Source organism: Williamsia sp. Y853, from assembly GCF_056786495.1.
Genome location: NZ_JBXCJC010000003.1, coordinates 785,841 through 798,888, shown reverse-complemented (window position 1 = coordinate 798,888; position 13,048 = coordinate 785,841). Strand labels below are relative to the sequence as shown.

11 protein-coding genes are annotated in these 13,048 nt (G+C 63.6%); 7 read left to right on the top strand and 4 right to left on the bottom strand.

What is annotated here, in order from left to right:
- Positions 1-3: 3 nt before the first annotated feature.
- The 4 genes from narI to AC1TPF_RS19895 all read left to right on the top strand — a co-directional run bounded on the left by narI (position 4) and on the right by AC1TPF_RS19895 (position 2,894).
- Positions 4-750 carry a respiratory nitrate reductase subunit gamma gene (gene narI / locus AC1TPF_RS19910; protein WP_482139690.1) on the top strand — a complete coding sequence of 249 codons (747 nt, stop codon included), beginning with the start codon at positions 4-6 and terminating at the stop codon, positions 748-750.
- Entirely contained in the window at positions 747-1,961 is a 1,215-nt protein-coding gene (locus AC1TPF_RS19905) for a nitrate/nitrite transporter (protein WP_482145073.1), read from the top strand. Before narI ends, AC1TPF_RS19905 begins: the two co-directional genes overlap by 4 nt.
- 8 nt (positions 1,962-1,969) lie before the next feature.
- Positions 1,970-2,383, top strand: coding sequence for a helix-turn-helix transcriptional regulator (locus AC1TPF_RS19900; protein ID WP_482145072.1), 414 nt, complete (start codon positions 1,970-1,972; stop codon positions 2,381-2,383).
- An 82-nt stretch (positions 2,384-2,465) separates the two neighbouring features.
- Positions 2,466-2,894 (top strand): VOC family protein, encoded by a 429-nt coding sequence (locus AC1TPF_RS19895; protein WP_482139687.1) that lies wholly within the window; start codon positions 2,466-2,468, stop codon positions 2,892-2,894.
- 69 nt (positions 2,895-2,963) lie between these two features.
- On the opposite strand, the gene AC1TPF_RS19890 is transcribed toward AC1TPF_RS19895, so the two are convergent.
- Positions 2,964-4,163, bottom strand: a complete 1,200-nt coding sequence (locus tag AC1TPF_RS19890) for an RtcB family protein (RefSeq protein ID WP_482145071.1) — start codon at positions 4,161-4,163, stop codon at positions 2,964-2,966.
- 108 nt (positions 4,164-4,271) lie between these two features.
- Here AC1TPF_RS19890 and AC1TPF_RS19885 point away from each other — a divergent pair, with 108 nt between their 5' ends.
- The gene (locus AC1TPF_RS19885) at positions 4,272-4,838 is read left to right on the top strand and encodes a DUF1990 family protein (protein ID WP_482145070.1); all 567 of its coding nucleotides are present in this window, start codon (positions 4,272-4,274) and stop codon (positions 4,836-4,838) included.
- 91 nt (positions 4,839-4,929) lie between these two features.
- Here the strand turns inward: AC1TPF_RS19885 and ppk2 are convergent, their stop codons facing one another.
- Both ppk2 and AC1TPF_RS19875 read right to left on the bottom strand, forming a co-directional pair.
- A complete protein-coding gene (gene ppk2, locus AC1TPF_RS19880) occupies positions 4,930-5,793 on the bottom strand; it encodes a polyphosphate kinase 2 (protein ID WP_482139684.1) in 864 nt (287 codons plus the stop codon).
- A gap of 17 nt (positions 5,794-5,810) precedes the next feature.
- A complete protein-coding gene (locus tag AC1TPF_RS19875) occupies positions 5,811-8,999 on the bottom strand; it encodes an ATP-binding protein (protein ID WP_482145069.1) in 3,189 nt (1,062 codons plus the stop codon).
- A gap of 88 nt (positions 9,000-9,087) precedes the next feature.
- Here AC1TPF_RS19875 and AC1TPF_RS19870 point away from each other — a divergent pair, with 88 nt between their 5' ends.
- Together AC1TPF_RS19870 and AC1TPF_RS19865 are read left to right on the top strand one after the other, a co-directional pair.
- A complete protein-coding gene (locus AC1TPF_RS19870) occupies positions 9,088-10,137 on the top strand; it encodes an LLM class flavin-dependent oxidoreductase (RefSeq protein ID WP_482145068.1) in 1,050 nt (349 codons plus the stop codon).
- A 61-nt stretch (positions 10,138-10,198) separates the two neighbouring features.
- Positions 10,199-11,359 carry a hypothetical protein gene (locus tag AC1TPF_RS19865; protein WP_482145067.1) on the top strand — a complete coding sequence of 387 codons (1,161 nt, stop codon included), beginning with the start codon at positions 10,199-10,201 and terminating at the stop codon, positions 11,357-11,359.
- Positions 11,360-11,378: 19 nt separating this feature from the next.
- Here the strand turns inward: AC1TPF_RS19865 and AC1TPF_RS19860 are convergent, their stop codons facing one another.
- Positions 11,379-12,947, bottom strand: coding sequence for a hypothetical protein (locus AC1TPF_RS19860; protein WP_482145066.1), 1,569 nt, complete (start codon positions 12,945-12,947; stop codon positions 11,379-11,381).
- Between the last annotated feature and the right edge of the window lie 101 nt (positions 12,948-13,048).

Below are 13,048 nucleotides of genomic sequence, written 5' to 3'. Positions count from 1 at the left end.
GCGGTGGACATCGTGCTGTGGGGCGCGATCCCGTATCTGGTTCTGCTGCTCCTGATCGGCGGCACCATCTGGCGTTACCGGTACGACAAGTTCGGCTGGACGACACGATCGTCAGAGCTCTACGAATCGCGGCTGCTGCGAATTGGTTCGCCGCTCTTCCACTTCGGCATCCTGGTGGTGATCATCGGTCATGCGATCGGTCTGGTCATCCCTGAATCCTTCACCGACTCGCTGGGCATCTCCGAAGACCTGTACCACCTGAATTCCGCGTTCTTCGGCTTCATCGCCGGTATCTGCACCTTGGCCGGACTGGTGATCCTCATCTACCGCAGGCGGCACACCGGTCCGGTGTTCATGGCGACCACCCGCAACGACAAGGTCATGTACCTCGTCCTGACGTCGGCGCTGCTGCTCGGTCTGTACTGCACCCTGCTCGGCGTCCTACCAGATCAGAAAGGTGTGAACTACCGGGAAACGGTCTCTCCCTGGTTCCGCTCGATCTTCTTGCTGCAGCCGGACATCGACGCGATGAACAACGCTCCGCTGCGTTTTCACATCCACGTCCTGGTCGGGATGCTGTTGTTCGCGATGGTGCCGTTCACCCGACTGGTACACATGCTGACCGCTCCCGTGCACTATCTGTTCCGGCCCTACATCGTCTATCGCAGCCGTGACAAGGTTTCGGCTTCCGGCGGCCATTCGTACGGGCGGGCCTGGGCTCCGGTGGGGACGAAAGACCGCGACCGATGAGCACGTCGACGGAGCCGTCGATCGACCGTGGCGCACAGACCCTCAACCTCGTCCTGGCGACGGTTGCGTTCGGGATCAGCTTCTGGGCGTGGAACCTGATCGGCCCGCTCGGAGTGCGGTACGCCGATGACCTGGATTTGTCGTCGACACAGAAGTCGGTACTGGTCGCGATTCCAATTCTGGTGGGTTCGCTGGGACGCATTCTGACGGGAGCACTCACCGATCGCTTCGGGGGCCGGTCGATGTTCACCGTGCTGCTGCTCTCGTCGGTCCCGTTTGTGGTGTTGCTGGCCATCGGTGGACATTTCGACAGCTACGCGACGTTGATCGTCGCGGGATTCTTCCTCGGTGTCGCCGGAACCACTTTTGCGGTGGGCATCCCGTTCGTCAACGCCTGGTATGACAAGTCCCGCAGAGGTTTTGCCACGGGAATCTTCGGTATGGGGATGGGCGGCACGGCCTTCTCCGCGTTCTTCACACCCCGCTTTGTCGAGTGGTTCGGTTATGTGACAACGCATCTGATCATTGTCGTCTCCCTCGTGGTGATGGCGGCGGTCTGCTGGATGTTCATGCGCGATTCCCCTCTGTGGTCGTCAAACCACGACGCCGTGGTCCCCAAACTCATCGGTGCCGCAAAGCTGCCGATCACCTGGGAGATGAGCTTTCTCTATGCCGCGACGTTCGGTGGCTTCGTTGCGTTCTCGACATACCTGCCCACCTACCTCAATGAGGTCTACGACTTCGACCTGGAAGGCGCCGGTACCAGGACCGCCGGATTCGCGGTCGCGGCAGTGATCGCGCGGCCCGCAGGCGGCATTTTGTCCGACCGTTTCGGTGCGCGTCTGATCACGGTGATTGCCACCATCGGAGCGGCGGGCCTTGCGATCTGGATGATCACCAAGCCTCCGGTCGAGATCCCGGCCGGGATCAACTTCGTTCTGATGGCGGTGTGCATGGGTCTGGGTTCGGGAGCGGTGTTCAGTTGGGTGGCCAAGGAGGCGCCCGCGAAAAGGGTCGGAGCGGTCACCGGAATCGTCGGCGCCGCAGGCGGACTCGGCGGCTTCTTCCCGCCGCTGGTCATGGGAGCCACATACAACGAGGCCGATCACAGCTACACCTTCGGCCTCACGTTGCTGGTGATCGTTGCCGCACTCGCCGCAGTGTTCACGGTGTTCGGTATCCGTGGCCGCCGCGCCGAAAATCCGCCATAGTGGTGGCCGTGGCGAGTGTTTCGACAACCCGGCATCTGTTGCGGGCCAGGGATCTGATCGATGCGGAGTATTCGACGGCATTGACCGTCGAGGAAATGGCGGCCGCGGCGCGGTTGTCGCGTGCCCACTTCACCCGGTCGTTCGCCAAGACTTTCGGGCAGTCGCCGCACACATATCTGCAGACCCGCCGGCTCGAGCGGGCTGCGGCATTGTTGCGGAACACCGACTATTCGGTGGCCGATGTCTGTGTGGCAGTGGGTCTTCGCAGTGTTGGTTCGTTCACCACGAGTTTCAAGAGGACTTTTGGTGAGACCCCCGCGCAGTATCGCGCGAGTCGCCCGCCCGCAGCGCAACGGATCATGGTTCCGACCTGTGTGGTGCGTGCCTTCGGCCGGCCATACCCGGATAGTCGGCTCGGATAGAGCACATGGGGAGAAGACCGGGACGGTTGCGCGGGGTTACGTTCGAATCACCGATTCGAACAACCAACCACGGGAGGTCACGATGTTGAAAATTGCCAGCGCACAGGTGTGGGTCCATGACCAGGATGAGGCCCTGAAGTTCTACACCGACAAGCTCGGGATGGAGGTCCGGGCGGACGTGTCTTTGCCCGAGATGGACGGATTCCGGTGGCTGACGGTATCCCCGCCGGGACAGGATGACGTCAGCATCGTGTTGATGGACGTCCCCGGTCCGCCGATGCTCACCGAATCGGCCAGGGGCGAAGTCCTGGAACTGGTCTCCAAGGGCTTGGCCACCGCCGTATTCCTGACGACCGAAGATTGTCAGGCCGAGTACGAGCGGCTTTCCGCGCGCGGTGTCGAGTTCACCGATCTGCCCGAACAGCGCCCGTACGGGATCGACGCCGGCTTCCGCGATCCCTCGGGCAACAGTTTCCGGTTGACCCAGACGATCGATATTGCTGCCGTCTAACCGATGATGACGTTGTGGGGCCCTCCATGTGGATTGCCCCACAACGTATCTGCGATGCCGGCCGCCCGCTCAACCCTTGACGCAGACCACCTGCTTGAGGTGTGCAACCACCTCGACAAGGTCCGTCTGCGCGGCGATCACCGAATCGATGTCCTTGTAGGCGGCCGGTATCTCGTCGACAACCCCGGCATCCTTGCGTGACTCGACGCCTTCGGTCTGTGCCACCAGATCTTCTGTAGTGAACATCTTGCGCGCCTTGGACCGGCTCATCTTCCGCCCCGCCCCATGTGAGGCGGAGTAGAAGGACGTCTCCGACCCCAGGCCACGCACGACGTAGGAGCCCGTTCCCATCGATCCGGGGATCAAACCCTGCTCGCCCGACCCGGCCCGGATCGCACCCTTCCTGGTCACCAACAGTTCCAGACCGTCGATCACCTCGGTCGTCACGTAGTTGTGGTGACAAGAGATCGGCTGCTCGAACTGCACCGGCCGCGTCGGAAATGACTCCCGCACAGCCGAACACACCAGTTCGAGCATCACCAGGCGATTCCTGGCCGCGTACTCCTGGGCCCAGGTCAGATCGCGACGGTACGCATCCATCTCCGGGGTTCCGGTGAGGAACACCGCAAGATCGCGGTCGGGGAGGTCGGCGTTGTGCGGCAGACCTGCGGCAACTTGCATGTGCTGATCGGCCAGCGACTTCCCGATGTTCCGGGATCCGGAATGGAGCATGACCCAGACCGACGAGTCACCATCGGCAACGCAGACCTCGATGAAATGGTTACCGCCACCGAGCGTCCCGAGCTGCTTGTGGGCGCGGGTGTCCAGGTTCTGTACGCCCCGATCGAGGTCGCCGAACCGGGACCAGAAATCACCCCAGCCGCCCCCGACATCCATCCCTCGCAGGTTCACCGGCCGCGTGTGGGCACGGAATCCCACGGGGACCTTCGCCTCGATGGCCGACCTCATTCCGGAAAGGTCATCGGGAAGATCGGAGGCGACCAGATCTGTTCGCACAGCGGCCATTCCGCATCCGATGTCGACGCCGACCGCGGCCGGGCAGACTGCGTCGCGCATCGCGATGACCGAACCGACCGTCGCGCCCTTGCCGACATGGACATCGGGCATCACCCGAACACCGTGCACCCACGGGAGAGTCGACACCCGGCGCAGCTGCTCGCGGGCCTGCACCTCAACAGACGCTTCGTCGACCCACAGAAGGGTTGGGGCGACTGCGCCGGAAAGCGGAACGGGGTAGCGGGTGTTCATGATGGTTCCTTGATTGCGTTGTCGGCCATCGGTCGACGGCCCGGGCAACCGTAGGCTTCTGTTGTGGGTACCGTCCACCGATTATGTCGACGTCGGTAACCTCATGAGATGACCGGTCGCAGCGTCAGACCGCTGAAGTCTCACATCGCCACCCGGTTGCGCGGCGTGGCGTACAGCTATCCGGAGATCGGTGCGACCCGCGATGAGCTCCCGGACGGCTATCACCACCTGCACCGGGAAGTGGTCATCGGAACCGGGCAGCAGTGTTTCACCGAGATCGCAGAAGCGATCGAAACCTGGCAGGTGCAGCTCGGTGCCGGCCTGCGCGTGTTCGCGTCGGAGGAGACCATCGAGGCAGGTACCGTCGCCCGGGTCGCGGTCGGTGTGGGACCGCTACGACTCAAGGCGCCGGTCAGGGTTGTGTATGTCATCGACGAGCCCGTCCGCCGCGGATTTGCCTACGGCACGCTCGTCGGTCACCCGGAATCGGGGGAAGAGCTCTTCTGTGTTGAATTGCGGGACAACAACTCTGTGGTGTTTGTGGTGACGGCCTTCTCGCGTCCGCAGACTCTGTCTGCCCGGATCGCCGGCCCGTTCGGCAGATATGGCCAGAGTTTTATCACCGACAGATACCTCGGGGCGATGCGTGTGTGGGCAGCGCGCAACCGCGGTTGACGACAGATGCACACGGTTCAGTCAAAAGCACACGTTGCAACGTGTGCTTTTGACCGAACCGTGTGCTTCTGTGGAGGCCTTCGGCGGCCTATCAGGCCTCTTTGTCACCGATCAGTTCGGCCACATGGTTCGGGACGTATGTGCTGATCTCCCGGGAGGGTCGTTGGTAGGTGCCGGTGTCGATGGGATGTTCTGGCAGTTCGACTTTCGGCTTCACGACTTCGTGGTACTCGATCGTTGACAAAAGGTGCGACATCATGTTGATCCGGGCGTGCTTCTTGATATCGGATTCGACGATGTACCAGGGGCTGTTGGGGGTATCGGTGTGCACCATCATCTCGTCCTTCGCGCGGGAATAGTCTTCCCAGCGATAGACCGACTCGAGGTCCATGGGACTCAGTTTCCATTGGCGCACCGGATCATCGAGGCGTGACCGGAAGCGCCGTAGTTGTTCGGCGTCAGACACCGAGAACCAGTACTTACGCAAGATGATCCCGTCATCGAGGAGCATCTGCTCGAATATCGGTGTCTGGCGTAGGAACAGCGAATGTTCTTGTGGGGTACAGAATCCCATGACCTTCTCCACACCGGCCCGGTTGTACCAGGAGCGGTCGAAGAGGGTGATCTCACCGGGAGCCGGAAGATGCGCGATATAGCGCTGGTAGTACCACTGGCCTCGTTCCCGATCGGTGGGTGCGGGCAGTGCGGCGACCCGGACCACGCGAGGGGAGAGATATTCGGTGATCCGCTTGATCGTGCCGCCCTTGCCTGCGGCATCGCGGCCCTCGAAGACGACAACCACACGGGCCCCGGTCTCCTTGGCCCACTCCTGCAGTTTGACGAACTCCGTTTGCAGACGGAAGAGCTCGGCCTCGTAGATGTCGTTGGGTATCTTCTTCGGCTTGGTGCTCTTCTTCTTGCCGCTGCTCTTGCTCCCGGATCCAGTCTTTCCCATTGATGAAGCCTACTGGCTCACGGAACGAACTTCGGGCCGAAACTCTCGATACGTTGCAGCAGGGTCGTCGATTCCTGGTTGCGCGCGAGATGGCGAGCTTTCGCGTATGCGGAGTGCGCGGATTCGAGGTCTCCGATCGCCAATCGATACCGAGCGGTGGTGAGGTGCAGATGCGGTTCGGCATACCGCTGGCCGAAAGTCCGCAGGTGCTGCTCTGCGGCCGCGAGCAACTCGGCGACCTCGTCGAGGCGACCCGCGGCCAGCGTGGCCTCGGCATAAAGGCCGTAGTAGGCGGAGCCACCCGTGTTCGGGCCGGCCTCGACGGCGGGGCGCAGATCGCGCAGGCGTTGCAGGCCCTGCTCGCGGTTGCCGAGGATGACTTCGGCCCACCAATACATCGACTCGCTGAACGCACGCAGGAAGTCGAACGGCCCGTCCGCCACCGAGGCCATCCACGCGCGACCGGTATCGGCCGTCCACTGCGGATCGGCGGCCAACGCGCCTGCCAGCATCGCGAAACTGCCTGCGGCGTTGCGGCCGTATGCGTCCGGTGTCTGGTGGATCAAACGTCGGAAGTTCTCTCGTCCGGGTTCGACACCGACGTGCATCGTGGTCATCCAGGCGAAGAACGCATAACCGAGCAGATCCCAATCATGCTGTAGCCCGTGCATCGCGGTCTGGTCCAACCGTTTGCGGATCTCCTGGGCGTGGGCCAAGGATCGGTATGAACTCCCGATCTTGCCCCGGTCCCACTCGTTCACGCCCCACGCCTGGTATCCGATGATCCCGATCGCCGGGTCGTCGGATTCCATTGCCGCGTGGTACATCTCGGTCGCGAGCTCATGCGCGCGATCGAGAGCCAGTGACTGTGAACAGGATGCCCACCGGGAGTATCTGAAGTCGGCCACATTGCGTAGATCCCCGATGGACGCCGCGAGTTCTTCACCACGATCGAGATATTCGGTGGCGGCGGCGAGATAACCGCCCCTGGCACCGATGACCGCGACCAGGAGACCGACTGCTTCGAGCTCGAGGCGCTGATCACCATCGTCGCGAGCAAGTGAACTGCACGCCCCCAACTGCCATTCGGCGGATTCGTACGAGAACCGCATCAACGACTCTTGCGCTGCGGCCAACAGGGCCCGCGCGGTGACCTGACGTTCCGACAGCGGGCCTGCCGACCACAGATGATGGGCAAGTTCTCCGAGTCGGGTGCCTCCGGACTCGGTGAGGTGGCCTGCGATCTTCATGTGCAGACGCCGGGCCCGCAGTGGTGGAATGCTCTCGATGATCGCCTCGCGCACCAGATCGTGGGCGAAGAAGACGGTGTACGGATCGTCGGGGCCGGTTTCGATCACCGAGCGTTCCTCCGCCGGTTCGAGAGTGTCCAGGACGGTTTCGATGGGCATGGACGCCGCACCGGCGAGCAGTTCGAGGTCGACCCGCTTACCGATGAGCGCGGCGACCTCCAGCAGTTCCATCGTTGCAGCGGGCATGTGGTCCAACCGGCCTCGGACAACGTCTCGTACGCCGGCAGGCACACCGCCGGGTACCACGGCTACCGCCGAGAGTTCGCCGCCGTCGGACAGGGTGCGTGCGAGTTCCCGGGCGAAGAAGGCGTTGCCTTTGGTGCGCCGTCTCACCGATTCGACGACCTCGGGGTCCGGACGGCTGCCGGTTTCACGGTGGATCAGCTCACTGATGGCGTTGCTGTCGAGCGGGCCGACGGAAATACGGAACTGCGACGGCAGACGACTGAGCTCGGCCAGTGTGTTGCGCACGGTTTCGCGACGGACCCCGTCGCCGGTACGGATCGCGCAGATCAGCACCAACTGCGAGAGCTGAGCCTTGGCCACGTGGGTGACGAGTTCGAGTGATGCGCTATCGGCCCATTGGATGTCGTCGAGGACAACGATGAGCGCGGTACGCCCGGACAGTTGCGCGAGCAGAGTCGCCACCTGCGTGTGGAGTCTGAATCTGGCTGCCGCATCGGGTATCTCGAGCTGCGGTGACATCGTGCCCCGGCCATCGATCAATTCGCCGAGTTCGTTGCCGGACACCATGTTCCGTTCGGAGTCTGTCAGGTGCGGCACGAGATCGCTCAGGATCTTGACCCAGGGCCACATCGCCGGTGCTGCGCCGCCCTCCAGGCAATGTCCCCACACGGTCAACGGACTGCCGGGATGATGCGTGCGGTGGGCGCATGCGGCGACCAGCGTGGTCTTGCCTGCACCGGCCTCGCCTTCCACGATGATCACCGCCCCGGCACCGCCGGACGCGGCGGTCATCGCGTTGTCGATACGCGTGCGCTCATCAGCTCTGCCGATGAGCGGCAACGCGTTGTCCGGCCTCGGCGGGGTGTTCTGGGCGTCCGCTGTCGTCGGCTGCTCCCCGGATACCGTGCCTGCCGCTGGGACCCTCGCGAGTCGGATGCGTGGGGTGAGGTGCGGGGCGTGAGCGAGGATGTCTTTTTCGAGTTCGCGCAGTGTGGGCCCCGGGTCGACGCCGATCTGCTCGGACAGGATCCGTCTGGCATCAGCAAGCGCCGCAAGAGCATCGGACTGCCGACCCATCCGGTAGCGGGATATGGCCAGTAGTGCCCAGAGTCCTTCGTTGAGGGGCTGAGCTCCCAGTGCCTGTTCGACGTCGGTTGCCAGGAGCTGGGTCTCGCCGAGTTCGAGGCGGATCTCATAGGACAGTTCGAGTGCGGCACCGTGGAGTCGGGCGACGTGTTCGGCGGCCCCGTCGCGAAACGAGAAGCCTTCGAATTCGGGGAGCAGCGGCGCATACATGTCCAGAGCCGACCGCAATGTGGCTGCAGCCGAGTCGGATTCATGGCGAGAGTGCAGATCCCTGGCCAGTGCGACGTCGCGGTTGAAGCGGTGTAGGTCGACATCGTCGGCGTCAGTGATCAAGGCATATCCGGCACCCCTGGTGATCAGTACGCTCGGTTGGGCGCGCGGGGCACGGTCGGGTTCGAGGATCCGGCGCAGGCCTGAGATGTAGGCCTGTAGAGAGGCGTCGGCGCGATCAGGTGCGGCATCGCCCCAAATTCCGTCGATGAGCCGATCGCTTGTGACCGCATGTCCGTCGGCGAGGATCAGCTGTGCCAGAACAGCGCGTTGCTTCCGGGTACCGATGGCCGCGTCGACGCCGTCCATGGTGGCCGACAGGCCTCCGAACAGCGAATACCGGCGCACGCTCACCCGAGTAGTTTAAGCACCAGCAGATGCATTCTCCGAGGTTCGGAGGTTATGACGATGTAAGCATTTGTCAGGAGAAGGGTGAGCGGCGATGAGCAGTTCGGTACAGGGTTTTCCCATCGAGTTGGGACTGGACACGTTCGGTGACCGGACCGCAGGCCCCGACGGTGAACTCGTGCCATACGACCGGGTGATCCGCGAGGTGGTTGCCGAAGGCGTTCTCGCCGATCAGTTGGGTCTCGACTTCTTCGGAGTGGGGGAGCATCATCGCGCGGATTTTGCGGTGTCGGCCCCCGAAGTGGTGCTGGCCGCGATTGCCGCACAAACATCCCGCATCGCGCTGGGAACCGCGGTCACCGTACTCAGTTCAGACGACCCGATCCGGGTCTACCAGCGGTTTGCCACGCTCGACGCGATCTCTGGAGGCCGTGCCGAAGTGATTCTGGGCCGGGGCTCGTTCACCGAATCGTTTCCGCTGTTCGGCCTCGACCTGAGCCAGTACGAAGAACTGTTCTCCGAGAAACTCGACCTCTTTGCGGCCCTCCGCGATGAGGGTCCGATCGTCTGGTCCGGTGAGACGCGCGCGCCGCTGACGGGCCAAGAGGTGTATCCCAAGACCGCAGCAGGCGGCGTCCGGACCTGGATCGGTGTCGGTGGTTCGCCGGAGTCGGTCGTCCGGGCCGCTCGGTACGGTATTCCCTTGGTGCTGGCTATCATTGGTGGCGAACCACTCCGGTTCAAACCTTTTGTCGATCTCTATCACCGCGCATTGAAGGAGTTCGACAAGCCGTTGCTTCCGGTCGCGATGCACTCGCCGGGGCATCTCGCCGACACCGACGAGGCCGCACGAGATGAGCTGTGGCCGCACTATCGCGATCAGATGGCCCGAATCGGCGCCGAACGAGGCTGGCCGCCGCCCACCCGTGACCAGTTCGAGCAGTCGGCCGGGCCGGAAGGTTCGGTATACGTGGGCTCACCCGAGACGGTGGCGGCCAAGATCATTCGCAATGTGAACGCCATGGGCATCACCAGGTTCGACCTCAAATACAGCAACGGGACACTGTCACACGAGGCCAAGATGCGCAGCATCGGACTGTATGGCACCAAGGTCGCCCCGATCGTCCGGAATGCGCTGGCCTGAGAGGGTAAAGTCCGACCAACCGTTGCCCGCCGTGCGCATCGGACCTGGGGGAGGACGCAACGTGGCCAGCAGCTCAGGTCCGGTATCGGTCACGTGTCGGACCGAATACCGGCGATCGGTGCACAACCGGCTCGCGACCATCGCCAGTGCGTTGGCGATCACCGCGATGATCGAACTGGTTGTGCTGACCATCGCCGATGTCGATCCGGCGGTCACCGGTGCCGCGGTCATCGCAACGCTGGGCCTGGGTTTGCTGATTGCCGCGATCGGCAGGGTGATCGACCTACCCGCCGTCAGCGTGACGGTCGACGATGCGATGGTGCACCTCGGCAACGCAGGCGTGGCGATCAACTCGTTTCCGCTGGACGATCTGCTGTCGGTCAAGCAAAGTGCCGAGTTGTCCGCCGACACATCGATGTCGCGGTCGAGTCGCACCGATCAGTTCCGCGTCCAGGGGTGCCGCTATCTGCAGCTCCGGTTCGCGAGCAGCCCGGATCAGGAGTGGCAGGTTGCCGTCATCGAATCAGATCCGGCGGCGGCCGAGGTGCTCGCCCGGTTGCGTGCGCACCAGCCTGCCAAACGGAAGGTACTGATCGGGATCGGAGGTGACGGCCGCGTTTCCGGCCGCCTTGTGAAGCCGGCTGCCGCACAGCCCGGCTATCGTCCGGCCGACCCCGAGGCGGGTCGACCGGTTCCCCGGATTGCCAATGCCGGCAGCAAGGAAGCGGCGCAACGACTGTGGCAGGCCGCCTGCCGACAACATGATGCGATTCTGGTCGACTACGCCCAATACGAACTCGAACCCGAACTGGTGCTGCGGTATCCGGCCGTCACCGACGTCTCGGTCGAATCGGTGGCCAATTTCCACACCGCACTGGCCCGGGCGCAAGACCTGCGGAGTGACGAGTTCCCGATGAGTCTGGATCGTGCCGACGAGTACCAGCAAGCGGTGACCGAGGCAGGTAAGACGTGGGCGGAGTGCGAGAGATACGGTCGCGCAATCGGATCCGATCTACTCGATGCGGGTGATCAGCAGGAACTCTCTACCGCGCTGTCGTTGTTGGAGAATGCCCGAGCATCTGAGGGCAGCAAGCAGGCCGACTATCTCGACCGGATCCACCGGATCGTCACCGACCTGGCAGACCGAGGGAGTGTGCATCCGCAGCAGCAGGCGTTCGACGAGATCGAGGCAGGCAGGCGGCGGGCGCTGGAGGCCGAGTAGCGTTCCACCGGTGGGTATCTCAGTCTTCGGGGATGAACTGTCCGTCAAGACTGTAGTAGGCCACCTCGTCGTCCGGTCCGATCTGCACCGAGATGATCGTCCGGTAGTCCTGCAGCACGTACTGATGTGACGTCTGGATGTCGACGGCGGCACGGTCGAAGGCCTCGACCTGGTTGCGGCTCATGTAGTCGTCCCGGACTGCATCGAAGGTGTCGGCCGACAGGCTGTCGAACGTGACGGAACCTTCCCTGAGTTGACCGGAGTTGTTCTCCGACCACCTCATTGCCGCGAAGAACCCCGGGACGATACTCACCGAACCGGTGCGGTCCGGGGCGGTGAAGTCGACCAGCACACCACCCGAGTTCTGGATCGTGCCTGCCCCGATGATGGGTGTGCCGGTCACCGTTCCGCGGATCTCGAACCGGTCGATGATCGGAACGTCGGTCGGCAGAGCGGCTTTGGTCATCGCCAGTTGTGCCTGGGTCATCGCGGCCACGAAGTCGGCAGGATCGAACCAGGTTGCGATGGTCCCGTCGGTATCGGCCTGGATCTGGGCCTCGATCCGGAAGTCCTCGCCAAATGTTGCGGTGGCCAGAACCGGGAGATCGTCGCCGGACCGTGCGATCGTCATGGATTGGAAATCGCGGGATCGTTCGGGCAGCGTAGCGGCCATCTGCTCGACGATCGTCGTGAACTGCATCCCGGAGAGATCGGTGGCCCGGAATGTGCGCGGTGATCGCAGCGGTGTGCTCGACCGGTCCGGGCCGTACCACTTGTCGCTGCTCGGCGAGTAACTCATGCCGACGCTCTCGCCTGCGGCCGGGTCGTACACCTGGACCCGGTCGCTGCCGCTGGTGCCCAGATCCAGCGTCAAGATATTGCTCGACGCCGTCGGGCCCAGGGTTTCGACCTCGGCCAGCATCGCATCCATCCGTTCCTGCGGAGCCCCGAGCGACTCGTCGTCGCTCATCGATGAGCTGAATCCGTTGTCGGGCAACGAAACCGAGACATGCCAACCAGTGCCGACCCCGAAGAACAGGGCGGCGGCGACTGCGATGGTGATCACCGGAAGAAACATTGTTCGTTTGGCGGGATGATCGCCGAACTCGATGTCGTCGGCCGGATGTTGGTCACTTTCAGACGGCGGGTCCGTGCTCGGCCGCGGCGGGAGAAAACTCTCCGGCAGACGATTGTCGGCGTTGTGCAACAGATTCGCGGACATGCCCTTGGGCATCGCCGAAAGCCAGCGCGCTCGGTAGTCGGTGTCGTTGGGCGGCGAGATGGTCGCCGTTACCAGCGTCGGCTGGATGTTCGAGGCGTCCAGGCTCGACCGGGTCAGCGCCTCGACGGAGATCGGGACGCTGAGCGTGGAGTGACCGCCCGCGACCAGACCGTCGATGCGTCGTGGTCGCGGCGCTGCGACGACCGCGGCGATGGCCAGGGGAACACCGACCGCCAAGGCCACCGCCCAGTGGTTGTAGGCGCCGAGGCCGACCCCAGATCCCAGGAGAGCACCGGCGACAATCGCCCGACCCGTCTGACGAAATGCCAACGACCCCACTGCACCGCTACGCAGACCTGCGCCCATGGGAGACCCTCCGCCTCGAATTCCGCCAGCGCTCGCATCCTAAGGCCACTGTGACCAGCGGGGAAGTGGAAGAAGCCCGGACCCGCGCCGCAGCCTGCCGC